18 protein-coding genes, 1 tRNA gene and 1 pseudogene are annotated in these 23,474 nt (G+C 68.2%); 11 read left to right on the forward strand and 9 right to left on the reverse strand.

The annotated features are described in order from the left end of the window. Nucleotides 1-204: 204 nt before the first annotated feature. The 6 genes from SH591_RS12660 (at nucleotide 205) to SH591_RS12685 (ending at nucleotide 6,767) form a co-directional block, all read left to right on the forward strand. Nucleotides 205-1,089 (forward strand): LysR family transcriptional regulator, encoded by an 885-nt coding sequence (locus SH591_RS12660; protein WP_324749427.1) that lies wholly within the window; start codon nucleotides 205-207, stop codon nucleotides 1,087-1,089. A 70-nt stretch (nucleotides 1,090-1,159) separates the two neighbouring features. Next, nucleotides 1,160-2,191, forward strand: a complete 1,032-nt coding sequence (gene dgcN / locus SH591_RS12665; RefSeq protein WP_324749428.1) for an N-acetyltransferase DgcN — start codon at nucleotides 1,160-1,162, stop codon at nucleotides 2,189-2,191. Continuing rightward, nucleotides 2,149-3,144 carry an N-acetyl-D-Glu racemase DgcA gene (gene dgcA / locus SH591_RS12670; protein WP_324749429.1) on the forward strand — a complete coding sequence of 332 codons (996 nt, stop codon included), beginning with the start codon at nucleotides 2,149-2,151 and terminating at the stop codon, nucleotides 3,142-3,144. The genes dgcN and dgcA overlap by 43 nt, the downstream gene beginning before the upstream one ends. Further along, nucleotides 3,141-4,697, forward strand: coding sequence for an N-acyl-D-amino-acid deacylase family protein (locus tag SH591_RS12675; RefSeq protein WP_324749430.1), 1,557 nt, complete (start codon nucleotides 3,141-3,143; stop codon nucleotides 4,695-4,697). Before dgcA ends, SH591_RS12675 begins: the two co-directional genes overlap by 4 nt. Beyond that, a complete protein-coding gene (locus SH591_RS12680; RefSeq protein WP_324749431.1) occupies nucleotides 4,694-5,944 on the forward strand; it encodes a dicarboxylate/amino acid:cation symporter in 1,251 nt (416 codons plus the stop codon). Before SH591_RS12675 ends, SH591_RS12680 begins: the two co-directional genes overlap by 4 nt. A gap of 1 nt (nucleotide 5,945) precedes the next feature. Beyond that, nucleotides 5,946-6,767, forward strand: coding sequence for a phytanoyl-CoA dioxygenase family protein (locus tag SH591_RS12685; protein WP_324751379.1), 822 nt, complete (start codon nucleotides 5,946-5,948; stop codon nucleotides 6,765-6,767). 143 nt (nucleotides 6,768-6,910) lie between these two features. On the opposite strand, the gene SH591_RS12690 is transcribed toward SH591_RS12685, so the two are convergent. Together SH591_RS12690 and SH591_RS12695 are read right to left on the reverse strand one after the other, a co-directional pair. Further along, on the reverse strand, nucleotides 6,911-8,746 hold the full coding sequence (locus SH591_RS12690; RefSeq protein WP_324749432.1) for an amidohydrolase family protein: 1,836 nt from the start codon (nucleotides 8,744-8,746) through the stop codon (nucleotides 6,911-6,913). After that, the gene (locus SH591_RS12695) at nucleotides 8,743-10,797 is read right to left on the reverse strand and encodes a S9 family peptidase (RefSeq protein WP_324749433.1); all 2,055 of its coding nucleotides are present in this window, start codon (nucleotides 10,795-10,797) and stop codon (nucleotides 8,743-8,745) included. Before SH591_RS12695 ends, SH591_RS12690 begins: the two co-directional genes overlap by 4 nt. Before the next feature lie 135 nt (nucleotides 10,798-10,932). On the opposite strand from SH591_RS12695, the gene dacB reads away from it, so the two are divergent. Further along, a complete protein-coding gene (gene dacB, locus SH591_RS12700; RefSeq protein WP_324749434.1) occupies nucleotides 10,933-12,408 on the forward strand; it encodes a D-alanyl-D-alanine carboxypeptidase/D-alanyl-D-alanine endopeptidase in 1,476 nt (491 codons plus the stop codon). A 127-nt stretch (nucleotides 12,409-12,535) separates the two neighbouring features. Here the strand turns inward: dacB and SH591_RS12705 are convergent, their stop codons facing one another. Together SH591_RS12705 and SH591_RS12710 are read right to left on the reverse strand one after the other, a co-directional pair. Further along, nucleotides 12,536-13,528 carry a serine hydrolase domain-containing protein gene (locus tag SH591_RS12705; protein ID WP_324749435.1) on the reverse strand — a complete coding sequence of 331 codons (993 nt, stop codon included), beginning with the start codon at nucleotides 13,526-13,528 and terminating at the stop codon, nucleotides 12,536-12,538. A 1-nt stretch (nucleotide 13,529) separates the two neighbouring features. Next, nucleotides 13,530-15,056: an MFS transporter gene (locus tag SH591_RS12710; protein ID WP_324749436.1), complete on the reverse strand. Its 1,527-nt coding sequence runs from the start codon at nucleotides 15,054-15,056 to the stop codon at nucleotides 13,530-13,532. Between the two features lie 259 nt (nucleotides 15,057-15,315). On the opposite strand from SH591_RS12710, the gene SH591_RS12715 reads away from it, so the two are divergent. Then, on the forward strand, nucleotides 15,316-18,279 hold the full coding sequence (locus SH591_RS12715) for a TonB-dependent receptor domain-containing protein (protein ID WP_324749437.1): 2,964 nt from the start codon (nucleotides 15,316-15,318) through the stop codon (nucleotides 18,277-18,279). A 94-nt stretch (nucleotides 18,280-18,373) separates the two neighbouring features. Then, entirely contained in the window at nucleotides 18,374-19,645 is a 1,272-nt protein-coding gene (gene lysA, locus SH591_RS12720) for a diaminopimelate decarboxylase (protein WP_324749438.1), read from the forward strand. Nucleotides 19,646-20,197: 552 nt separating this feature from the next. Here the strand turns inward: lysA and SH591_RS12725 are convergent. After that, nucleotides 20,198-20,274: transfer RNA gene (locus SH591_RS12725), tRNA-Arg, on the reverse strand. A 60-nt stretch (nucleotides 20,275-20,334) separates the two neighbouring features. Here SH591_RS12725 and SH591_RS12730 point away from each other — a divergent pair. Then, nucleotides 20,335-21,075 carry a queuosine precursor transporter gene (locus SH591_RS12730; RefSeq protein WP_324749439.1) on the forward strand — a complete coding sequence of 247 codons (741 nt, stop codon included), beginning with the start codon at nucleotides 20,335-20,337 and terminating at the stop codon, nucleotides 21,073-21,075. After that, entirely contained in the window at nucleotides 21,072-21,386 is a 315-nt protein-coding gene (locus SH591_RS12735; protein WP_324749440.1) for a hypothetical protein, read from the forward strand. Before SH591_RS12730 ends, SH591_RS12735 begins: the two co-directional genes overlap by 4 nt. Before the next feature lie 4 nt (nucleotides 21,387-21,390). On the opposite strand, the gene SH591_RS12740 is transcribed toward SH591_RS12735, so the two are convergent. The 4 genes and pseudogenes from SH591_RS12740 to SH591_RS12755 form a co-directional block, all read right to left on the reverse strand. Then, complete coding sequence (locus SH591_RS12740; protein WP_324749441.1) at nucleotides 21,391-21,858, reverse strand: VOC family protein; 468 nt, start codon at nucleotides 21,856-21,858, stop codon at nucleotides 21,391-21,393. Nucleotides 21,859-21,869: 11 nt separating this feature from the next. Beyond that, a complete protein-coding gene (locus SH591_RS12745) occupies nucleotides 21,870-22,718 on the reverse strand; it encodes a VOC family protein (protein WP_324749442.1) in 849 nt (282 codons plus the stop codon). Nucleotides 22,719-22,735: 17 nt separating this feature from the next. Continuing rightward, nucleotides 22,736-23,089 (reverse strand): DUF1428 domain-containing protein, encoded by a 354-nt coding sequence (locus SH591_RS12750; protein ID WP_324751380.1) that lies wholly within the window; start codon nucleotides 23,087-23,089, stop codon nucleotides 22,736-22,738. A 117-nt stretch (nucleotides 23,090-23,206) separates the two neighbouring features. Further along, nucleotides 23,207-23,455: pseudogene (locus SH591_RS12755) on the reverse strand (DUF1428 domain-containing protein); the annotation flags it as partial. Nucleotides 23,456-23,474 lie beyond the last annotated feature (19 nt).

The following is a 23,474-nucleotide window of genomic DNA, read 5'->3' on the forward strand; positions in this document are numbered from 1 at the left end:
GGGGCGGGCTGCTCCGCCCAGCTTCGGCCGGCTCGCAGCCGGCGATGGAACGGGCAGACAAGCCTGTGAAAACAGCGCCTTGGTCTCGCCTGCTACGGCCCGACGGTCGGCCCGCTGAGCATCTAGCCGGGCGGCCATGCTCAGGGCATAGTCCGGCGGGGGCGCGATCTTGCGCGCCGTGTTTGTATCAGGACGCATCCCGGGATGAATCTGCGCCACATCGAGATTTTTCACGCCGTCTACGTCAACGGTTCCGTGAGCGCCGCGGCGCGCGCGCTCAACGTATCGCAGCCCTCCGTGTCGAAAATGTTGCGCCATGCGGAAAGCCTGCTGGGTTTCCAACTGTTCCAGCGCACCAATGGCGGACTGGTGCCGACGGAGGATGCGCACACCTTGTTCGACGAAGTCCGCGAGATCCAGGACCGGGTGCACGCGCTGCGCGAGGCGGGGCGCAACCTTCGCCGCGGCACCGGCGGGACGTTGCGCATCTCCGCGCTGCCCTCGCTCGCGCTCGAAGCGGTGCCCACCGCCGTCGCGCGTTTCCTGCGGACACATGAGAATGTGAAGTTCGACCTCCAGACCGTCCATCACGACGATCTGCTGCGCAAGCTCCACGAGCGCGAGACCGACATCGCGGTCGCCTATCAGGTGCCCCAGGCGGCGCCGGTCGCGCAGAGCTGGCTCGGCGAGGGCGAATTGGTGGTCCTCTATCGCGAGGAGGACATGCCGGACGCGCCGTCCTGCATCGAGCTGAACCGGCTCCAGGGGCAGCGCTTCATCAGCCTGGCCGCGAGCGGGCCGACCGGGCAGATCTTCACTGAGGAACTGCAGCGGCTCAACGTCGATCTCGACCATGTCGTCTCGGCCCGCACTTTCTATATCGCCGCCGCTCTGGTCCGGCAGGGAGTGGGCATGACGGTGATCGACAGCTTCACCGCCCAGGCTTGCCTCGCGCCCGGTTTGGCGATGCGGCCGCTGAAGCCGCGCGTCACGTTCGACATCCATGCAATGTATCTGCTCAATCGGCCGCTCGGCGCGCTTGCGGTCGAATTCATGAAGACCCTGAAGCGCGTCCTCGACACTCCATAGCGTCGGGCTATGGCGTGCCGCCGCATCGTTATGCGGGGCGCGCGCCGGTGCGGGCTAGCTTCGCGGGACGATGATCCCAGCACCCTTCCTTCTCTATCTCGGCCACAGCGCCGATCCGCTCGCCATCAAGACCTCTCGGGGGGTGGCCATGTTCCGGCGCGAAGACTGCGTCGGCGAATTCCGGCACGACGATTGTCCCCAGACGCTCGGCCTGCCGCGGCTCGCCATGGCGGAGGCCGTCGCGGCCGGCGCGCGGACATTGATTCTCGGCATCGCCGGCGCCGGCGGCAAGCTTGGCGCCGACCTCGTCGAGGATGCGGCGGCGGCGCTGGAGGCCGGCCTCAACGTCGCGTCGGGCCTGCATCAGCGCCTTCGCGACGACCCGCGCCTCGCCGCGCTGGCGCGGGAGCGGGGGCTGCAGTTGTTCGACGTGCGCGACCCGCCCGAAAATCTTGCGGTTGGCAAGGGCAACAAGCGTGCGGGCAAGCGCCTGCTCACCGTCGGCACCGATTGCTCGGTCGGCAAGATGGTCGCCACATTGGCTCTCGCCCGCGGCATGCGCGAGCGCGGCATCGCGGCCGATTTCAGAGCGACCGGCCAGACCGGAATCCTGGTCGCCGGCGCCGGCGTCGCGGTCGACGCCGTGATCGCAGACTTCATCTCGGGCGCGATCGAGCAGCTTGCGCCGGCGCGCAGCGACGACGGCTGGGACCTGATCGAGGGCCAGGGCTCGCTCTTCCACCCCTCTTTCGCCGGCGTCTCGCTGGGGCTCCTTCACGGCGCCCAGCCCGGCGCGCTCGTCCTCTGCCACGAACCGGGGCGGCCCCATATGCGCGGCGTACCCGGCCGCCCGCTTCCCGATCTGGTCGAATGCCTGGAGGCTAATCTCGCGGCGGCGCGGCTCACCAGCCCGGACGTGCGCGCGGTCGGTATCTGCCTCAACACGTCGGCGATGGACGCGCAGGCCGCGCGCCGGCTGTGCGATGCTACGGCCGACCGCCTCGGCCTTCCCTGCACCGACCCTGTCGCCCTCGGCGTCGACTCCATCATTGATGAGCTATGTCCCGAATACTCAGCGCACAGCACGACTGCTTCCCGCTAAGCCGTCCATTCCGGATCGCGCGCGGCACCAAGACCGCCGCCGACGTGGTGACGGTGACGATCCGCGACGGCGACGCGTTCGGCCATGGCGAGGCCGTGCCCTATCCGCGCTACGGCGAGACGATCGACGGCTCGCTCGCCGCGATCGAGCAGGTTCGCCCTCTGATCGAGCGCGGCGCGGGACGGATCGAGCTGCTCGACATCCTCCCAGCCGGCGCCGCCCGCAATGCGATCGACTGCGCGTTGCTGGACCTTGAAGTGCAGCGCTCGCGTCAGGACGTGACGGCCATGTTCGGTGGTCCGGCGCTGCGCACGATTCCCAGTGCGATGACGGTGGTGATCGACACGCCCGAGGCGATGGCCCTCGATGCCGCGCGGATGGCCGATGCGCCGGTTTTGAAGATCAAGGTGGATGCGAACGATCCCGAGGCGCAGATCCGCGCGGTCCGCGACGCGGCGCCGAATGCGGAATTGATCGTCGACCCCAACGAAAGCTGGGACCGGACGGTGCTGGAGGCGATGCAGAGGATGATGGTCGAGGCCCGGGTCGGGCTGCTCGAGCAGCCGGTGCCCGCAGGTGAGGACGAATGGCTCGAGGGATTCACGCCCGAAATTCCGATCTGCGCCGACGAGTCGGTCCATGTCGCGGCGGACCTCGCGGTCGTCGCGCGCCGCTACCAGGCGGTGAACGTGAAGCTCGACAAGGCCGGCGGGTTCACGGCCGCGCTGAAGCTCGCGCAGGCGGCGCGCGCCCGCGGCCTCGGCCTGATGACGGGCTGCATGGTGAGCTCCTCGCTTTCGATCGCGCCGGCGCTGCATATTGCCTTGCTATCGGACTTCGTCGACCTTGACGGGCCGATCTGGCTCCGGGAGGATCGGCCTGGCGGGATAAGAGCGGAGGGTGGCTTCATCCATCCGCCGGCAGCAGGTTTTTGGGGGACGCCGCGAGTATGAAGTGGATTGCGTTGCTACCGGCCGCGACTTTGCTCGGGTGCGCCACTCCGGCGGCCGAACGGGTCGATCTCATCATCCGTGGCGGCACGATCTATAACGGCTCGGACGCACCCTTTGTCGGCGACGTCGCGGTTTCCGGCGACCGCATCAAAGCGGTCGGAAAGCGCCTAGACCTCAAAGCTGAGCGCGTGGTGGACGCGCGCGGCCTGATCGTCGCGCCCGGGTTCATCGATCCGCATGCCCATCTCGGCGCGCAGCTCGCCGACGACGATGCTCAGACGCGGTTGGTCCCCGGCTTCCTGATGCAAGGCGTCACGACCGCCTTCATCGGCAATGACGGCGGCGGCGAGGCCGATGTCGGACTCGTGCTGGGCCGGGCCGCAGCCAAGCCGGTCGGGATCAACTACGGTGCCTTCGTCGGGTTCGGCCCGGTTCGCAAGGCGGTGATCGGCGAGGCGGACCGCGCGCCCACTCCCGATGAATTGGCGCGGATGCGGCAGATGGTCGCAACGGCGATGTGCCAGGGCGCGCTCGGCTTCTCGACCGGCCTGTTCTACGCGCCGCAGAGCTTCGCCGCGCAGGACGAAGTGGTGGCGCTGGCGCGCGAAGCCGGCGCGCGAGGCGGCGTTTACGACAGCCATATCCGCGATGAATCCTCTTACTCGATCGGCCTCGCCGCGGCAGTGGACGAAGCGATCGCGGTCGGGCGGGGCGCCGGCATGCCGGTCAACATTTCCCATATCAAGGCGCTCGGCGTCGATGTGCACGGCCAGGCGCCGGCCATCATCGCGCGGGTGGAGGCGGCGCAGCGCAGCGGCCAGAAGGTCACCGCCGATCAATATCCCTGGTCTGCTTCGGGGACGAGCCTTGCCGCCGCTTTGGTCCCGCGCTGGGCGCATGACGGCGGGCGGGCTGCCATGCTGCGTCGCTTCGACGATGCCAGCGTGGCCGCGCGCCTGCGCACGGACATGACCGACAATCTGCGGCGGCGCGGCGGCGCGGAATCCCTGCTGATCACGCAGGGGAAGTTTCGCGCGAAGCGGCTTTCCGAGATTGCGACCGAGATGAAGCTCGATCCGGTCGCGACGGCGATGGCCGTGATCCGGATCAGCGATACCTCGGTCGCATCGTTCAACCAGACCGAGGAGGACATCGCAGCCTTCATGCGCAGGCCGTGGGTGATGACCGGATCGGACGCGTCGGGCGGCCATCCCCGCGCCTATGGCAGCTTCGCGCGCAAATATGCGCATTATGTGCGCGAGCAGAAGGTGCTCGATCTCCGCACCTTCATCGAGCGCAGCACGGCTTTGCCGGCCGACACCTTCGGCATTGCCGATCGCGGCCGGCTGCGAGCCGGCGCGTTCGCCGACATCGTAACGTTCGACCCGAAGACCTTTGCCGCGCGCGCGACCTATGAGGAGCCGACCTTGCTGGCGACGGGCGTGCGGACGGTGCTCGTCAACGGCGTCCCCGCTGTCGAGAATGGTGCGTTGACCGGCACCGCCGCCGGGCGCGGGCTGAAGCACGTGGCGCCGGCCGGACGCTGCCAATGACATTGCTTCGCGGTTGGTTCGCAATCCCGCTGTGGAAGCGGGTGCTCGGAGCGCTAGCGCTCGGCCTGTTGCTTGGTGCATTCTGGCCGCAGGCCGCTCCCGCGGTCCAGTTCCTCGGCGACCTGTTCGTCCGCGCGATCCGGATGCTGGTCGTGCCGATCGTGCTGATTACGATCGCGGCCGGGATCACCACTTTGGGCGACCCGAAAAGGATCGGCGGCATCGGCGGGCGCACGGTCGCGCTGTTCGCCTTCACGACGGCGATCGCCGTATCGGTCGGCATGGCGGTCGCGACGCTCATCCGGCCGGGCGAAGGCGCCCCGCTCGGCACTGCCACGGCGCACGCCATGGGCGTTCCGCCCACGCCCTACGAGCAGCTCATCAACATCGTCCCGGTCAACATCTTCGACGCGCTCGCCCGCGGCGACATGCTGGCGATCATCTTCGTCGCGGTGCTGGTCGGCATCGGCACGCTGCTGGCGGGCGAGGCGGGGCGGCCGCTCGCCAACCTGCTCCAGTCGGCGACGGCGGCCCTGCTCAAGATCGTCGGCATCGTCATGGAAGCGACTCCATTCGGCGTGTTCGCGCTGATCGCCAATGCGGTGGCGGCGAACGGCGCGGCGGTGTTCGTCAACGTCGGCTGGCTGGCGCTGGCCGTGCTGCTCGGCTCCGCGATCCAGATCCTGCTGGTGCACAGCCTGCTGTTGCGCTTCGCCGCGCGCGTGCCGGTCGGGCATTTCTTCCGCGGCATCATCGATGCGCTGGCCGTCGCTTTCTCGACCGCCTCCAGTTCGGCGACCTTGCCGGTGGCGATGCGCGTGGCGGAAAAGAATCTGGGCGTCGGTCGCTCGATCTACTCGACCGTGCTGCCGCTCGGCGCGAGCATCGGCAAGGACGGCACGGCCATGTATGTCGGCCTGCTGAGCCTGTTCAGCCTGCAGGCGCTCGGCGTGGATATGACACCTGCGACCTACGGGCTCGTCCTGCTGACCGGCGCGCTGGCCGCGTTCGGCACGGCGCCGGTCCCGTCCGCGTCCCTGTTCATGCTCGCCGCGGTGCTTTCGTCGGTCGGCGTCCCGGCGGAACATACGGCTTTGGTGGTCGGTTTCGTGCTGCCGTTCGACCGTCTGCTTGACATGACGCGTACCGTGCCGAGCGCCTGTGCGAACCTGACGGTGGCGACCACCGTCGCGCGCTGGGAGGGAGAATTGGACGATGAAATCCTGCGAGCGCCCAACGGTGCCTGAGATGGTCGATCCCGTGGCGTGGCAGCGCGACGGCTATGCGATCGTTCGCGGTTTCTTCACGCCGGAGGAAGTGGCGGCCATCGGCGCGGTGATCGATCGGGTCCATGCCGAAGGCGTCGCGCACGGCCGCAATTTCCGGCACGGCAATCTGTACTACAAGGTCGCTCAAGGCGAGACGAGCCCAGTGGTGCAGATGGTGCAGTGGCCGTCCTACCATAGGCCCGCGCTCGATGCGGTTCGGCTCGACCCGCGTTTTGCGGCGCTGCTCGCGCCGCTGATCGGCGGGGACGTCAAGCAGATCATCAACCAGATCCACTGGAAGGCACCGGGCGCCGTCGGCGATTTCGCCTGGCACCAGGATTCGCGCTTCCGCCAACCGGCCGACTGCTACCGCAACCTCGGCACGGCCTATGTCCAGACCGGCCTCGCCATCGATCCGCATGGGGCCGAATCCGGCGGCATGCGGTTCGTGCCGCGCAGTCACGTGCAGGGCGACCTCGACCTCGATACCGATACCGACGTGCTCGGCAACGCAATGCAGGACGCAGCGCTCGAGCGGGTCGGCCTATCTGCTGCCGACGTGATCCAGCTCGAGCTCGATCCCGGCGATCTGGCGCTCTGGAACCCCTATCTGGTCCACGGCTCCGGCACCAACCGGTCGAACCATTACCGCCGTTTCTACATCAACGGCTATGTCCGCGCGCAGGATTGCGACCGCGGCGAATGGGCGTTCCGCGGCGGCCAGCCGGTCCCGCTCGGCTCCGAACCGGCCCTCGTCCATTATGAGGCACTGCGGGAGCGGCCCGAGCCGCATTACGTTTGAGAGTATTCCTCCCCTGCTTTTGCAGGCGAGGGGGACCATGCGAAGCATGGTGGAGGGGCGTCTTCGGGACTGAAGGGAGCCCCTCCACCGCGCTGCGCGCGGCCCCCCTCCCCTCGGAACCGAGGGGAGGATAAGGTGCTGGCCTAGCGGTAGAAGCGGACGTTGCCGAGCTCGAGCGTGGCGTGGCCGCCGGGCTCGCCCTCCAGCCGGAAGATCAGAGCACGCAGCCGTGCCGGATCGAGCGTCCCTGCGCCTGAACTCTTCAGCGCGCTGAACGGGATGACGATCTCGCGCATGGCCTCGCCGGCGCTGAAGCTGGTGCGGAACGTCTCGCGGGACGAGATGCCGTAGCTTTCGAGCAGCAAGGCGTAGCGCCCGGTGCCGCGCGCCTCGAACGCGATGCCGGTGAAGCCGCGCGCGTCGGCAAGCTGGATCGCGCCGGGCGTCAGCGGCAGCACGAGATTGGCAAAGGGCTCCGGCGCCGCGCCCATGCGCGCGTAGAGGAACAGGCGGTTCTGATCGGCCGCCCCGCGGACATGGTGCAGATGGCTGTGATCGATGCCGGCTTCGTTGGTCTCGACCGGCAGCGTGTCGAGGTCGGTGCGGCCGTCGCTGCGCGCGCCGGTATCGATCGGTCCCGTCATCCGGTGTGTCGGCAGCGGCGAAAGCGTGTCGGAATCGAGATGACGGCGGAGCGCCGGCAAGGCGACCTCGCGCCCGGCGACGAAGACGCGGCGGACGGCGTAAAGGTCCTCGATCCGCTCGTCGGGGCGGCCGTGGACGAGGACGAGGTCCGCGCGCTGCCCGGGCGCGATGCGGCCATGATCCTCGCTTTTCCGGAGAATGCCGGCGCTGACGCTGGTCGCCGCGGCGAGCGCCTCGGCCGGCGTGAAGCCGTTCTGCGTGAGCACGCGGACCTCGCGCACCGCCGACGAGCCCTGATAGACGCCGCCGATGCCGGCGTCGGTGCCGACGCCGACGCGGACGCCGCCCGCCTTCAGCCGCCGGAGATTCTCTTGGAGGATCGTCCAGCGCCGCGCCTCATAGGCCGGGATCGGCTCGGGCGCCGCGGCCTTCTGCTCTTCCTCGCGGGCGCGTTCGGGCGCGCGGAGCATGGCCCATTCGGCCGGATCGAAAGCGCGGTCCTGCTGCGGCTCGTAGACCACCATCGTCGGCACATAAGCCGTGCCGTTCGCGCGCATGGAGGCGATGAGTTCGTCGTCGACCAGCGCATCGCCGATGCCATGGCCGAGCGCATCGACGCCCGCGGCCGCGGCGACCTTGGCGCCTTCGAGCGTGACGGTATGGGTAATGACGGGAATCCCGGCCTGGTGCGCGCGCTCGACGATGGTCTTCAAGGTCGGCAGGTTCATGCTGTCGAGGTCGGGCGAGCGGCCGTAGCGCCAGCCGTCGGTGAACACCTTGATGACGTTGGGCCGATAGGCGAGGGCGCGCTCCATCGCGATCTCGGCGGCGCGCGTCGTCGTCGCCTGCAGCGTGAAGGCGTCGCCCCAGCCATATTCGGTGCCGTGGCCCTGGGGCACGCCGATGCGGATGGCGAGCATCAGGTTCGGCGCGGCGATGGCGCCCGGTCCGGTCATGGCGCGCATCGGCGCCAGCATCTCGCCCGACACGGAGAAATCGTTGACCGTGGTGACGCCGTGGACGAGGTGCCCGCCATAGGCCTTGGGAAGGTCTTCCGGCGCCGAGAAGCCCGGGGCGCGAAGATGCGTGTGCAGATCGTGCAGGCCCGGGATGAGGGTCATGCCGCGGGCGTTCACCACGCGTGCGCCGCGGGGAGTGCGGAGGCCCTTTCCGACCCCGACTATCCGGTCGCCCTGGACCAGCACGTCGGCCGTGGCGGCGGGCGCGCCGGTCCCGTCGAACACGCGCGCACCGCGGATCAGCGTGCCGCCATCGGGAGCGGCGCCGATGCAGCAGATAGCGAGCAGCGCGCAGGCCAGCTTCGACCAGGTCATCGCAGGGGCTCCTTGCGCATCAGGGTGAGATCGAGAAAGTCCTCGGTCGCGCGCAGCGCGCGCAGCCAGCTGTCGTGGCGGAAGAAGCTGTGCCGCTCGTTGGGGAAGACGAGTTCGCGATAGGGGATGTTGCGGGCGGCGAGCTCGCGGGCGAGGAGCAAGGACTGCGCGAAGGGCACATTGCGGTCGTCGTCGCCGTGGATGAGCAGGACGGGCGAGCGCCAGGTCTCGATCGCGCCGAGCGGCGAGGACTCCCACTGCAGCTGGCGGGCTTTCGCTTGCGCGTCGGGCGAAAGCGTGTTGGGCAAGGCGCGCAGCAGGCTGTGGACGCCGTGGAGATCGACTCCGGACGCGAACAGATCGCTGTCGCGGGCGAGGCCGAGCGCGGTGAGATAGCCGCCCCAGCTGCCGCCCCAGAGGCCGATGCGGGAAGGGTCGACGTCGCCCTGAGCGGCCAGCCAGCGGCCGGCGGCGAGGATGTCGCGATATTCCGACGCGCCCTCGCGGCCCGTTTCCGGCGCTTCGCGGAAGGCCTGGCCGTAGCCGGTGCCGCCGCGATAGTTCACCGCCAGCACATGATAGCCGAGCGAAGCCAGATGCTGGTTCATCGCATAGGTCTTCGAATAATAGCTCGACGGGTGGAAGCCGAGCAGCATCTGTCGGCGCGGGCCGCCGTGGATGAAGAGCAGGGCCGGGCGCTTGCCCTTGCCGCGGGCGCGGAAGAGCTGGCCGTGAATCTCGACGCCGTCCGCGGCGCGGAAGGTCACTGCTTGCGGAGCGACGAAGCCGGCTGCCGTCGGGACCTGCGCGAGCGGTTCGGTGCGATCGCCGAGCAGAACGGGGTGGGCCGGCGTCGAGACGCCCGTCGCGATCGCCGCCACTTCGCCGCCGGCAAGGGCGGGGAAGAAGTGCATCGCCTCGCCACTGCCGAGCCGCACCGGCGCACCGCCCCGCAGCGGCCGGCGCCAGACGCGGCGGCGGTCGATATGGTCGGCATTGGCGGCGTAGAGCAGCGTGTCGCGCGCGTCGTCGATGAGGAAGGTCTCGACCTCGAAGCTGCCGCCAGTGAGGGCGCGGGGCTGGCCGCCTTTGGCCGCGTCGAGCGCATAGACGTGGAGCCAGTCGGTGCGCGCCCATGGGAACAGGATCTGGCCGTCCCGGCTCCAGAAAAGGTTGCGGCTGCGCGTCCCTGCATAGCGGCCACCCTGGCCTACGGGCGGGGTCCAGAGGATGCGTGCGGCGCCAGTGGCGAGGTCGACGACGCGGATCGACCAATAGGGACCGCCGCTGCCCGGAGCAGCCGCGGCGGGGGCCGAAAGGTAGCGGATGAAGGCCACCTGGCGGCCGTCCGGCGAGAAGACCGGGTCGACCGAATGGCCGAAGCCCGGATCGAGATAGGTCAGCCGCTGGCCGTCCGCGCCGAGCGTGGCGACATAGCTGTGCTCGCCGCGATCCTCGGAGAAGAGCAACAAAGTGCCGTCCGGCGACCAGGAAAGCCGCTCGATCTGGCCGTCGACTTTGGCGATGCGCCGGGCCTTGGCCGCGCGCGACCAGAGCCAGAGCTCGCCCCGCCGGGTGAAGGCGAGCTGCCGGCCATCGGGCGAAAAGACCGGGGAATGGCCCTGGCCCAATGGGATCGGAGCGCCGCCTTCCGCTGCGAGAACGAAGACCTGCTGGGCCGGCGTCAGCGGCGCGGTTCCGGTGTTGGGCAGGTCCTGCTGCTCAGGAAACTCCGCGTCGCCGCCGCGCACGTAGGCGAGACTGGCGCCATCGTTGCTGACGACGAGACCGGACAGCTGCTGCCCGTCATCGTCGGTGAAGGCGGTCAGCTTCCGTGCGGGCTGGCCGCGCGTCGCGACCCAGATGTTGCGCACGCCGGCTTCATTTTCGATCCAGGCGAAGCGGGGAACGTCGCGCGCGCCGGCGAGGTCGCTCGCCACGGGCAGAGCGAGCGCTTCGGCCAGTCGGTCGCGCGGCTGCGCGAATGCGGGTTGCGTGAGCGACAGGCCGATGAGGGCGAGCCAGAAGCGGACAAACGTACGAACTGCCATGGCGCGGATTGAAGCGGCTGCGCAGGTGGGGCGCAAGCACGGACGGCCGGGAATGCGTCTGCGTTATGGCGCCGCCAACGCTCTGAATGAGTGATGCCGGCTTGTTCCGCCGGCGATCTGGCTTAGGCTCGCTCCATGTCAGCAGCCCGCCTTCCCACGCTCCTCGCCGCCTCGCTCGCCTTGGCCATCGGCACGGCATCGCCGGCCTTCACCCAACCGCAGCCGCCGCTCCAGCAGCGCGTCGCGGCGACCCTGGCCGAAGCCGGGCCCGGCACGCGCTTCGGGCTGGTCGTGACGAATATGGACGGAAGCGACCTGGTCGCGATCAATCCCGACAGCCGCTTCATCCCGGCTTCCAACACCAAGATGCTGACCACCGCCGCGGTCTTCGCGAACATGACGGCGCTCGATCAGCCGGACACGGCCGGCGGCGCGGCGGTGCGGCTCGAACGCGGCAAGGGCAAGACGCCCGACGTGATCCTGTCGGGCGGGGGCGATGCGCGGCTGTCGAGCGCGCCCGATTGCGTCGCGAACTGCCTCGCGGCCCTGGCCGATGCGGTCGCGGCGCAGACGCGCCGGGTCGGCAATGTCATCGGCGACGACAGCCTGCTGCCCGACCAGCGCTGGAGTCCGGGCATGAGCTGGAACAACATCCAGTCGCGCTACGGCACCGCGATTTCGGCACTGACGCTCGACGATAACGAGCTGGCGATCCGGGTCCTGCCGGGCAAGGCGGGCGAGCGGCCGACGCTCGACATGCTGCCTTATTATATGGTCGAGAATCTCGCCACGACGGCCGTCGACGGAAAGACCGAGCTCGAATTCCATCGCATGCCGAACAGCCGTCATGTGCGCCTGACCGGCACGATCGCCGCCGGCGCGGAGCCGGCAACTCTGCACCTCGGCATCGACGATCCGGCTCATTTCGCCGCCTGGCGCTTCCGCCAACTGCTCGAGGCGCGCGGCGTCAAGGTGAAGGGCGACGTCGAGGCGCGTCACCGGCCGCTGACGCGCGCTGACGATCCCGAATATCGCAAGGGCGCCCCGGTGTCCCGACCCGCCGAACCGGAAGCGCTGGCGCGGCTCACGCCGCCGCCGCTTGCGGAGGATTTGGTGCACGTCAACAAGGTCAGCCAGAATCTCCATTCCGAGCTGCTGATGCGTCGCCTCGGCCTCGTCGCCGGCTCCGGATCGATCGAGGACGGCGTGGCCGCGGTCGCCAAGATGATGGGGCAGGCGGGCGTTCCGCGGACGGCCTGGGATCTGTCGGATGGCTCGGGCATGTCGACCTATAACCGCGTTTCGCCCCGCGCCACGGCCAGTTTGCTGCGCTGGGCGGCGACGCAGCCGTGGGGCGCGGACTGGCACAAGACCTTCCCGATCGCCGGCGTGGACGGCACGCTCGCCCGCCGCTTCCGCGGCACGCCGCTGGAGGGGAAGCTGGCCGCCAAGACCGGGACGCTCAACGCGACCAACGCGCTGTCGGGCTACATGACCGCGCGCAGCGGCAAGACCTTGATCTTCTCCTTCTACGCCAACGACGTCCCCGGAGACGCCGGCGCCACGGCCGTGATGGACAGGGCCCTCGCGCTGATCGCTGCGGAGAATTGAGCGGCGCTGGCTGAGCTCTCCGCCGTCATTGCGAGGAGCGAAGCGACGAAGCAATCCAGCGGTCCCGGAGGCCGGGCTGGATTGCTTCGCTCCGCTCGCAATGACGAACCCGAGGTTAAGCCGCGTCTCAGGCGGCGATGACGGCATCGCCGGTGGCGCGGCGCAGGTCCATGATCGCGGTCTCGCCATGGCGGGACGGGTGGACGCGGTTCGTGAGCAGGGTCCAGCCAAGGCCGCGCTCGAAATCCAGCCACAGGCCGGTTCCGGTGAAGCCGGTATGGCCGATCGTCTGGTTCGAGCAGGCGTCGCCGCCCGGCCAGCCGAGGAAGCGCCGCTCCCAGCCGCAGGTGCGGTGATCGTAGGCCGGCCTCCGGATCGCCTCCAGGATGAAGGGCGAGGCGCCGCTGCCGTCCAGCAGTCCCTGCGCGTAATCGAGCACGCCGGCGACCGTGCCGAACAGCCCGGCATGGCCCGGCGCGCCGCCGAGCGCCCAGGCATTTTCGTCATGAACCTCGCCCTTCATGACGCGTCCCCGCCACGCGCAGGCTTCGGTGGCTACCGCAGGGCCGGGCGGCGGGCCGTAGGAAAGGCCGGGGCCGAGCGGCCACTCCCGCAGCGATTGCCCGGTGATCCGCTCGATCGCGATGCCGAGCAGAATGAAGTTGATGTCGGAGTAAACCGGCGGGCCGTGGCGCCACTCGCGCTGGAGCACGAAGGCGCGCAGGCGGCTTGGGTCGTCGCCATAGGTGTAGATCGGCTCGACCGCGGGAAGGAAGGTGCGGTGGGCGAGGCAGTCGCGGAAGGTCAGCTTGCGTTCGGCTGCGTTCGCGACATCATATTGGCGCAGGTCCGGGATCGCGTCCGTGAGCGGACGATCGAGGTCGATCCGGCCCTGCTCGGCCAGCGACAGGATCATGTGGGTGGTGGCGATCACCTTGGAGACGGAGGCGAGATCGAACCAGTGTTTCTCGGTCAACGGCTCCGCCTCCGGCACCAGGGCGGCCATCCCGGCAACGCGTATCGCCCGGCGCCCGTCGGCCGCGACGATGCCGAGCGTCGCGCCGGGAATGCGCCCGGATTCGACCGCCTCGCGGGCGGGGGCGAATGCCTGTTCGATCATCTCAGGCATCATCCGCAGCGCGCGGTCGGGCGCGGACGATGAGCGGCAGGAACAGCAAGGCCGCCAGGCTCAGCACGCCCGACAGCGCGAAGAAGAGATCGAAGCCGCGATAGCCGGCGCTGTCGAACGCCTCGACGATCCCGCCGCCCGCGCCCGACAGCAGCCGCGGCAGCAGGAAGGCGAAGCCCGACAGGAAGGCATATTGCGCGCCCGGATAGCGCGGGTTCACCAGCATCGAGAGATAGACCACGAAGACCGCCCCGGCCATGCCGTTGCCGAACTGGTCGGCCGCGGTGGCGACATAGAGCGCCAGTCCGTCGACCGGCTGGTGGGCGAGCCAGACGAAGCCGAAATTGCCGAGAGCGGCGAAGCACGCGCCGACGGCGAGCGCCCATCCGGCCGGCCAGCGCGCCGCCATCCAGCCGCCGAGGCCGACGCCGACGATGCTGGCGACCAGCGCCACGTAGGAATCGGCGAGGCCAATCTCGGTGAAGGAATAACCGAGATTGCGGATCATCGGCTTGGACAGGTTGAGGGCGAGCACGTCGCCCATCCGATAGATCGAAACGAACGCCATCAGCGCCAGCGCCATGAAGCCGTAGCGCCAGAAGAAATCGACATAGGGGCCGATCGCGACCGATCGCCGCGCCGGCGCGCCCGGCGGGAGCTTGCGGATCCGGGGCAGGGCGGCCGCCATCAGCAGGAACGGCAACATGCAGATCACCAGCACGAACGGCGTGACATTGGTCTCGCCGCTGATGCCGATGCCGGCGGCGGCACCGAGCAGGAGCCAGCCCAACGCGGCGACGATCGCGGTCGCCCCGCCCAGGATGACGACGCTCGCGCCGAGGCCGGTGACAAGCGCGCGGACGCGGCTGCCGCCATGGCCGGGGTCGGGCCGCATCGCGACCAGCAAAGGGAAGGGGAGGAAAGCGACGGTGGCGATGGCCAGATAGGCGCCGGCCCAGCCCCAGCCCGGCAAATCGGCGAGCAGCAAGGCGCCGCTCCCGGCCGCGACCATGGCGGTGCGATAGCCCCAGAGATTGGCGGCGGCGATCGGGCCCTGCTCGGCCTGGGTCGGCGCCAGCTCGATGCGCCAGGCGTCAGCGGCGACCTCCAGCGTCGTCGTCCAGAAGGCGAGCAATACGGCGAAGAGGGCCGTGATGCCGAGATTCTGGTCGGAGGCCGTCAGCCCCATCGTCGCCATCGAGACGAAGATGCCGAGCTGGGCGAGCATGATCCAGCCGCGCCGCTTGCCCCAGAAGCGGCCGAAGCCCGGCACCTCGAAGCGGTCGAGCAGAGGCGCCCACAGGAACTTGAACGTCGGCAGCAACTGCACCCAGGCGAAGAAGCCGATGACGACCAGCCCGACCTCATGCGCCTGCAGCCTGAGCGACAGCACGGTCGAGAACATGTAGAAGGGCAGGCCCGCGGAGAAGCCGAGCAGCACGTAGAGCGCCTGCCGGCCGAAGCCCGGCGGCACGACCTGGCCCGCCAGGGCGATGCTGCTTTCAGCCTGCGACGCCATTCATTTCCCCCTCCGGCGGGTGTCACCCCCGCTCTTGTCGCTTGGATAGCACGCGATTGGCCCCGGGACACAATGACGAGAGGTTATGGATCGGCCAACAGAAACTATGGCGGGACATTTCATTCTTGTTACTTAATGCCGGCTTCGGCCGGCGATACGCCGCGCGGACCATAAAAATAATTCTGGGGGTGAGCAGATGCGTGCTTCGATTTCACTGAAAACGGTGCTTTTCTCCGGGGGCGCTTTCGTAGCGCTGGCGATGGCAGGGGCTGCCTCGGCGCAGGCCACGGACGCGACGGCGCAAACCAGTGCGACGACAGCCGAAGAGAATCGGGACATCCTCATCACCGGTACGCGCATCGTCCGCGACGGGTATCAGGCGCCCACTCCGCTCACCGTACTGACCCAGGAGGACATCCAGAATTCCTCCCCGACCAACAATATTGCCGACTTCGTCAACCAGCTGCCCTCGCTCGCCGGTTCGACGCGGCCGTCCAACTCGCGCCTGAACCTCAGCAGCGGCCAGGCCGGCATCAACGCGCTCAACCTGCGCAACCTCGGCGAGGTCCGCACCCTGGTGCTGCTCGACGGCCGGCGCTCGGTCGCCTCGACGATCACCGGCCTGGTCGACGTCAACACGATCCCGCAGATGCTGGTCGATCGAGTCGAAGTGGTCACGGGCGGCGCTTCGGCGACCTACGGCTCGGACGCCGTCGGCGGCGTCGTCAACTTTATCCTCGACAAGAAGTTCGAGGGGCTGAAGATCGAGGCCGACAGCGGCATCACCGGCCACGGCGACGGCTTTAACTATTCGTTCGGCGCCGCCGGCGGCACGTCCTTCGCCGACGGCCGTGGCCATATCATCCTGAGCGGCGAGATCGCCCATCGCGACGGTATCTTCGAGGTGGACCGCGACTGGAACCACACCGGCTTCGTGCGCATCACCAATCCGGCTTACAATGCGACGACGAACAGCAGCGTCCCGCAATTCCTGGTCCGCACCCAGGTCGGCTCGACCAGTTCGACCCCGGGCAGCATCATCCTCAACTCCGCGGGCGGGACGGCGAACCGGCTGCGCGGTATCTATTTCGGCCCGGGCGGATCGGTGAACCAGTTCCAGTACGGCGCGCTGAGCTTCCCGTCGCCGACCGGCTCGTCCCCTCCGACGCTGACACAGGGCGGCGATTGGCGGGTCAACGATACGGGGCGCCGCATCGGCCTCGACGCCGAGGACGATCGCCGCAGCCTGTTCGGCCGCGTGAGCTTCGACGTTGCCGACGGCGTCAGCCTGTTCGCCGAAGCCTCGTATAATTGGCAGGAAGTGCTCTTCAATGCGGGCCCGAACCTGTCGTCGACCACCAGCGCGCCGAATCGTGCCAACGTGGGCGTCGGCTCAGCGGGTGCGAGCACGCTCGCGGGCGACAACGCCTTCCTGATCCTGGCGCTGGGTCAGCAGCAGCTTGCCGACATCACCGCGGTGACGATCGGCACGAGCGCCGCCGATCTTCCCTACCGGCAGGCGAACAACAAGCGCGAGGTGCAGCGTTATGTGATCGGCGCCGAGGGCGATTTCGAGATGTTCGGCAACCGGGCGACGTGGGACGTCTATGGCCAATACGGTCGGGCCGATCTCCGCGAGCAGCTCCGCAACATCATGCACACCCAGCGTATCGCGAACGCCGTGGATGCGGTGTTCTCGGTGCCCGGCGACACGACGAGCCCGATCGTCTGCCGCATCAATGCGGACGCCAACCCGAACAACAACGACGCCGGGTGCGTCCCGCTCAACCGCCTCGGCATCGGCGTCGCCAATCCGGCGGCGATCCCGTACATCCTCGGCGATCCCTATCGCGACGAGGTGGTGGAGCAGTTCGTCACCGGTGCGAACCTCAACTTCACGCCGTTCGCGACCTGGGCCGGCGATGTCAGCGTCGCCGTCGGCGGCGAATATCGCGAGGAGAAGATCACGGGCTTCGTGCCCACCGAGTTCCAGCCGGTGATCACGCCCAATCCGGCCGGCGGCGTCACCACGCTCAATGCCTGGTCGGTCGGCAACTATCTGCCGACAAACGGCAAATATGACGTGAAGGAGGCCTATCTCGAGACGGTGGTGCCGCTCGGCTTCGGCCTCGAATTCAACGGCGCGGCACGCTTCACCGACTATTCGAGCTCGGGCTCGGTCACGACCTGGCGTGCCGGCGCGACGTGGCAGCCCATCGACGATATCCGCTTCCGTGTCACGCGCTCGCGCGACATCCGCGCGCCCAACCTGAACGAGCTGTTCCAGGCGGGTTCCTCGAACACCGACTCGGTGCGCAACCCGTTCTTCGTTCCGGGGCAGCAGAATCCCGGACCGGGCACCGGCGTCTTCGGATCGAGCATTTCTTACTCGGCGACCGCCACCGGCAATCCCAACCTGCGTCCGGAAAAGGCCGATTCGTGGAATCTCGGCGCGGTCGTTTCGCCGCGTTTCCTGCCGGGCTTCAGCGCCTCCGTCGATTATTTCCGCATCGAGATGAACGACGTGATCGACTTCCTCTCGGCGCAGGACATTGTCGACCGCTGCTTCGAGGGCAATGCGGAATATTGCGCCGCCATCACCCAGGATCCGAACAGCTCGGCACGCATCCTGCTGCGCAACCAGCCGTTCAACTTCGCCAGCAAGCTCGTGCGCGGCGTCGACTTCGACGCTTCCTACAGGCTGCCTCTGGCGAATGTCTTTGCTGGCGCCGACGGCACCTTCACGCTGCGCGGCGTGGCGACGCGCTACATCGACAACATCACCGACACGGGCGTTTCCGGGGTGACCCCCGTCAATACCGTCGGCGCCAACGGCGGCCAGTACAGCACGCCGACGTGGATCTACCGCATCAACGCCAGCTACGACACGTCGGGCTACTCGCTGACGGCGGTGGGACGCGGCGTGAGCTCCGGCAAATATGTCGCCAACGGCATCGAGTGCCAGACCACCTGTCCGGTCTCGACCTCGCAATTCCCGACCTATGACAACAATCACGTGTCGGGCGCCTTCTACGTCGATCTCAACGCGACCGTGAAGTTCGACGCGCTCGGCCGCGGCGACGGGGCCTTCTTCATCAACGTCACCAACGTGTTCGATGCCAAGCCGATCCTCCTCCCGGAGACCGGCCTGGCGGCGAACAGCACCTATAGCGACCTGCTCGGACGCGCCTTCCGCGCCGGCGTTCGCCTGAAGCTGCGCTAAGGCACGGCGCTCCTGCGCAGCCGCGGTCCGACAAGGGCGGCGGCTGCCGGGATGGCCGCCTGTCCTGCACGCGGCCCAATATCGGGAACGAGTGATGTCTGCTTTCCACCTGCGCGACGGGGTGACCCATTGCGAGGCCGTTCCCCTGCCGGCGATCGCGCAGGCGGTCGGCACGCCGGTCTACGTCTACTCGGCCGATGCGATGCGCGGCCAGGCGCGGGCCCTTCGCGCCGCTCTGTCGGCGCTCGACAACCCGCTGATCGCTTATGCCGTCAAGGCCAATCCCAATATCGCGGTCCTGACCACGCTGGCCGCCGAGGGGCTCGGCGCCGACGTCGTCTCGGGCGGAGAATATCGCCGGGCGCGCGCCGCCGGGATCGCGCCCGAAAAGATCGTCTTCTCCGGGGTCGGCAAGACCGCGGACGAGATGCGGCTCGCGCTCGCCGGCGGGCTCTGCCAGTTCAATCTCGAATCCTTCGCCGAGGCCGAGATGCTCTCGGAGGTCGCGGCCTCGATGGGCCTGACCGCGCCGGTGGCGTTCCGCGTCAATCCCGATGTCGATGCCGGCACCCACGCGAAGATCTCGACCGGCGCCGCGCACAACAAGTTCGGCATCCCGATCGGCGAAATGCCGGCCGCGTGCGCCGCGCTGCGTGACCTGCCCGGCCTCCGGCTCCGCGGCCTCGCCGTCCATATCGGAAGCCAGCTCACCAGCCTCGCGCCGCTGGAGTCGGCGATCGCCAAGCTCGGCGCTGCGATCGCGGAGCTGCGCGCACAGGGCCATGAGATCCACACTGCCGATCTCGGCGGCGGCCTCGGCATCGCTTATGATCCCGCGCTGCTGCCGCCGCCGAGCCCCGCAGATTATGGCGCGATGGTCGAACGCCTTACCCGTGGCTGGAACGTGCGGCTGATCTTCGAACCCGGCCGGCTGATCGTCGGCAATGCCGGGATCCTCCTCACCGAGGTCATCCGCGTGAAGCCCGGCGCGACAGGTCCGTTCGTGATCGTCGACGCGGCGATGAACGACCTGATGCGGCCGAGCCTCTACGACGCCTGGCACGCGATCGACGCGGTCGCGCCGACTGGCGAAGAGATGGTCGCAGACGTGGTCGGCCCGGTCTGCGAGAGCGGCGACGTGTTCGCGGCGGCGCGCCGGCTCGACCGGGTCGAGGCGGGCGATCTGGTCGCGATCGGCACGGCCGGCGCCTATGCGGCGACCATGGCCAGCACCTACAATTCCCGCGCACTGGCGCCGGAAGTGCTGGTCGATGGATCCGACTGGGCCATCGTCCGCCCGCGCCGCGGCGACGAAGCCTATCTCGCCGACGAAAGCGTCCCGGCCTGGCTGGGGCAGGCGGGATAGCGTCCGGCAAAGCGGGGGAGGCGTGGCCCAAATGACGGGACCACCATGGACTGGCTTTGAGAATCCAGCATTTCGGTGGCGTTGGCGATCCTGACAACCTTACATCCGCAACGCCAATTGACCGGTACCCCTTGCCCGACCATTCGCAATGACCTTTTCCGGTCCTGCGAGAATTTGCTCCCAGAGGGGCACGCATCTACCGGCGGGCTGAGGCAACTCAAGATCTCTAGGCGCAGAGAAGGGAGCATCCGCAGTGGCGGCGCATGTGCAAAGAGCCATGGAAGGATTGCCTTGCGCGCAGTTGCTCGGCCGGAATTACAGGCTCCCGAACACCTTGTAGAAATCTGCTCTGACCCACCCAGCTTCGCCCCGCCCGATTTGTGGATGCCCTGCCATGAATCTCGGGACGTTATTGAAGCGTATTCCTGTGCGGAGGGCTATTTCCGGGGTGGCGATGAAGCGTTGAAGACTAAAGAGGATTGCTTGCTACGGCTATCGCAAGGTTGGCGAAGGAGAAGGGTAAGGGGGTCCCAATACCAAACGGCGTTTAAATGGCGCGCCCGGCAGGAGTCGAACCTGCGGCCTCAAGATTAGAAGTCTCGTGCTCTATCCAACTGAGCTACGGGCGCGCGACGCCTCGCTCTAGCGCGCTTTCCAGCGGAGCGGAACACCGCTAATCATCGGCGGCGATGCACGGGGGGCGGATCAGGAAGATCGAGGGGGCGGAGGCCGGCGGGCGCCGCTTCGCCTATTTCGACTATGTGATGGCGGCGTTCGTCACCGTCATCCTGCTCTCCAACATCCTCGGCGCCGGCAAGGTCGCGACCGTCGATTTGCCCGGCATCGGCGCATGGCCGTTCGGGGCCGGCATCCTCTTCTTCCCGGTCTCCTACGTGATCGGCGACGTGCTGACGGAGGTCTATGGCTATGCCCGTGCGCGCCGCGTGATCTGGGCGGGCTTTGCCGCCTTGCTGTTCATGGCCTTCATGGCGTGGGTCGTGGTGGCGCTGCCGCCGGCGCCGGGCTGGCAGGGGCAGGCGGCCTATGAGAGCGTGTTCGGCCAGGTGCCGCGCATCGTCTTCGCCTCGATGCTGGCCTTCTGCGCCGGGGAGTTCGCCAATTCCTACGTGCTGGCGCGGATGAAGCTGCTGACGCAGGGACGGCACCTCTGGACGCGCACGATCGGCTCGACCTTCGTCGGCCAGGGCATCGACAGCCTGATCTTCTATCCGCTCGCTTTCTACGGCCTGTGGGACAATGAGACGTTACTGATCGTCCTCGTCACCCAGTTCGCGCTGAAGGTCGGCTGGGAGGTCCTGCTGACGCCCGCCACTTATGCCGCGGTCGGCTGGCTCAAGCGGCGCGAAGGCGTCGACATTTTCGACAAGGGCACGGACTTCAACCCGTTCCGCACCAGGATCCCATCATGAGCATTTTCCAGAGCGCCAAGCTGTTCCTCGTCGAGACGACCGACCTCAGCAAGGACGCGCTCCATATCTATGTCGGCCTCGGCGTGATGCTGCTGGTCGTGATCGTCCTTCGCAAGTCGCTCGCAGACTGGCGCCCGCTCGCCGCCGTCGCCCTGGCGGCGGTCGCGGGGGAGGTGTGGGACGTGATCGACACGCTCAGCCACGGCGGCACGCCGCGGTGGAGCCTCAACGGCAAGGACGTCTGGAACACGATGTTCTGGCCGACGATCCTGTTCGGGCTCGCCCGCTTCACCCGCATCCTCAAGAGATGAGGCGCTAGGCCCGCTCGATCGCGGCGATGTCGATCTTGCCCATCTCCATCATCGCCTGCATCACGCGCCGGGCGCGGTCCGGGTCCGGGTCGCTCATCAGCTCCATCAATCGCCGCGGCACGATCTGCCAGGACAGGCCGAACCGATCCTTGAGCCAGCCGCACTGGCTTGGGCTGCCGCCGTCGGCGGTGAGCGCGTCCCAGAGCCGGTCGACCTCGACCTGGTCGTCGCAGGCGATCATGAACGAGACCGCTTCTGTGAAGTGGAAGAGCGGGCCGCCGTTCAAGGCGAGGTAGCTCTGGCCGGCCAGGGTGAACTCGACCGTCAGCACCGCGCCCTCGGGCGTGCTCGGATTGTCGGCCGGCGAGCGCATCACCTTGTCGATCCGGCTGTCGGGCAGCAGCGACACGTAGAAATTCGCCGCTTCCTCGGCCTGGCCGTCATACCAGAGGCAGGGGGTGATCCTGGACATGGATGGCTCCTTCAGGCTTGCCGCGCGCCGACCAGCGCGAAGGTCGCGCCCTGCGGATCGGCGCCGATGATGATGTGATCGCCGCCCGGGACCTCCGACGGCCCGTGCAGGATCGTCCCTCCTTCCGCCTGGGCGGTCGCGGCCGCCCGCTCGATGTCGGGCACTCGGAAATAGAAGGTCCAGCCTGCGGGCGCGCCTTCGGGGCGGGTCATCATCGCGCCAATCGTGCCGCTGCCCTCGCAGCCCTCGCCGGTCGCGGCGGCGGGGAGGGTGATGAACTGGTAAATGCCCATCTTTCCCATATCCATCGCGTCGCCCTTCGCCCAGCCGAACGCGCCGGCGTAGAAAGCGAAGGCGCCTTCCTGGTCGGTGGTCGAAAGCTCGTTCCAGCTGCAGTGGCCGGGTAGGTTGGGCGCGAAGGCTTGGCTGGTCTCGTCGCTCGCGCCCTGCATCATGTAGAAGGGCACGCCCTGCGGATCGGCAAGCAGACTGAAGCGGCCGACATCGGGGATGTCGGTCGGCGGCATATGGACGGTCGCGCCCGCCGCCTGGGCCTCGGCCACAGCGGCGTCGACGTCGGCGACGCCGATATAGCCGAGCCAGCCCGGCCGCATGCCGGACTCCGCGGCGTCGGGCGGGATCGCCATCAGGCCGGCGACATCGCCGGTGCCCGCGTTGAGCAGGGTGTAGCTCATGTCCGGCTGCCCCGAATCCCTCGCGGTCCAGCCGACGACCTTGCCATAGAAGGCGGCCGCGGCGTCGGGATCGCGGGTAAGGAGTTCATACCAGACGAAGCTGCCATGCTGCGTGGCGGGCTGCGTCGCGGCGGGCGCGGCGCGGTCGTCGATCAGGTCGGACATTGCAGGCCCTTTCGAATTCAGGCGTCGAGGATCGGTGCGAAGCCGCCATAGATCATGCGCTTGCCGTCGAACGGCATCGGCTCCTCGCCCGGCTTCATCCGCTCGTCGGCCATGATCTTGGCCCAGCCGGCGTCGCGCGCTTCTCGCGAGGGCCATTCCACCCAGGAGAAGACGACCACCTCGTCCTCCTCCGCCTTCACCGCGCCCTTGAAGTCGGTCACCTTGCCGTCGGGGACGTCGTCGGCCCAGGTCTCGACGATCCGGGTCGCGCCATGCTCGCGGAAGATCGGCGCCAGCTTGGCGGCGATCCGGCGATATTCCTCTTTTTTGTCGGCCTTGACCGGCACCAGATAGCCGTCGGCAAAGCCCATCTCGGCGCCGCCGCCTTCGTCGACCAGGGGAGCGAAGCCGCCGAAGATCATGCGCTTGCCGTCGAACGGCATGGTTGCACCCATCTGCTCCATGCGGGGATCGCTCATCATCTTCTGGTTGGCGGCGTCGCGCGCTTCCTTCGACGGATATTCGAACCAGGAGAAGACCACGACCTCGCCCTCCTCGGCCTTCACCGCGCCCTTGAAGTCGGTGACCTTGCCGTCGGGGACGTCGACTCCCCAGGCCTCGACATGGCGGGACACGCCGAAATCCTTGAACAAGGGCGCGGCATTTGCCGCGTGCTTACGGTAAGCCTCCTTGTTGTCGGCGGGGACGGGGACCACAAATCCTTCGACATAGGTCATCTCATCTCTCCTCTCGGCT

Origin of the sequence: Sphingomonas sp. LY54 (assembly GCF_035594035.1) — a bacterium.
Lineage (GTDB): Bacteria > Pseudomonadota > Alphaproteobacteria > Sphingomonadales > Sphingomonadaceae > Allosphingosinicella.

What these genes read in the sequence shown, in the direction of transcription:
- dgcA (WP_324749429.1), top strand. Translation starts at nt 2,149, where the DNA reads ATGTCCCGAATACTCAGCGCACAGCACGACTGCTTCCCGCTAAGCCGT.
- SH591_RS12735 (WP_324749440.1), top strand. Translation starts at nt 21,072, where the DNA reads ATGAGCATTTTCCAGAGCGCCAAGCTGTTCCTCGTCGAGACGACCGAC.
- SH591_RS12685 (WP_324751379.1), top strand. Translation starts at nt 5,946, where the DNA reads ATGGTCGATCCCGTGGCGTGGCAGCGCGACGGCTATGCGATCGTTCGC.
- SH591_RS12740 (WP_324749441.1), bottom strand. Translation starts at nt 21,858, where the DNA reads ATGTCCAGGATCACCCCCTGCCTCTGGTATGACGGCCAGGCCGAGGAA.
- SH591_RS12660 (WP_324749427.1), top strand. Translation starts at nt 205, where the DNA reads ATGAATCTGCGCCACATCGAGATTTTTCACGCCGTCTACGTCAACGGT.
- dacB (WP_324749434.1), top strand. Translation starts at nt 10,933, where the DNA reads ATGTCAGCAGCCCGCCTTCCCACGCTCCTCGCCGCCTCGCTCGCCTTG.
- SH591_RS12715 (WP_324749437.1), top strand. Translation starts at nt 15,316, where the DNA reads ATGGCAGGGGCTGCCTCGGCGCAGGCCACGGACGCGACGGCGCAAACC.
- SH591_RS12730 (WP_324749439.1), top strand. Translation starts at nt 20,335, where the DNA reads ATGCACGGGGGGCGGATCAGGAAGATCGAGGGGGCGGAGGCCGGCGGG.
- SH591_RS12705 (WP_324749435.1), bottom strand. Translation starts at nt 13,528, where the DNA reads ATGATCGAACAGGCATTCGCCCCCGCCCGCGAGGCGGTCGAATCCGGG.
- dgcN (WP_324749428.1), top strand. Translation starts at nt 1,160, where the DNA reads ATGATCCCAGCACCCTTCCTTCTCTATCTCGGCCACAGCGCCGATCCG.
- SH591_RS12690 (WP_324749432.1), bottom strand. Translation starts at nt 8,746, where the DNA reads ATGACCTGGTCGAAGCTGGCCTGCGCGCTGCTCGCTATCTGCTGCATC.
- SH591_RS12675 (WP_324749430.1), top strand. Translation starts at nt 3,141, where the DNA reads ATGAAGTGGATTGCGTTGCTACCGGCCGCGACTTTGCTCGGGTGCGCC.
- lysA (WP_324749438.1), top strand. Translation starts at nt 18,374, where the DNA reads ATGTCTGCTTTCCACCTGCGCGACGGGGTGACCCATTGCGAGGCCGTT.
- SH591_RS12710 (WP_324749436.1), bottom strand. Translation starts at nt 15,056, where the DNA reads ATGGCGTCGCAGGCTGAAAGCAGCATCGCCCTGGCGGGCCAGGTCGTG.
- SH591_RS12680 (WP_324749431.1), top strand. Translation starts at nt 4,694, where the DNA reads ATGACATTGCTTCGCGGTTGGTTCGCAATCCCGCTGTGGAAGCGGGTG.
- SH591_RS12750 (WP_324751380.1), bottom strand. Translation starts at nt 23,089, where the DNA reads ATGGGCTTTGCCGACGGCTATCTGGTGCCGGTCAAGGCCGACAAAAAA.
- SH591_RS12695 (WP_324749433.1), bottom strand. Translation starts at nt 10,797, where the DNA reads ATGGCAGTTCGTACGTTTGTCCGCTTCTGGCTCGCCCTCATCGGCCTG.
- SH591_RS12745 (WP_324749442.1), bottom strand. Translation starts at nt 22,718, where the DNA reads ATGTCCGACCTGATCGACGACCGCGCCGCGCCCGCCGCGACGCAGCCC.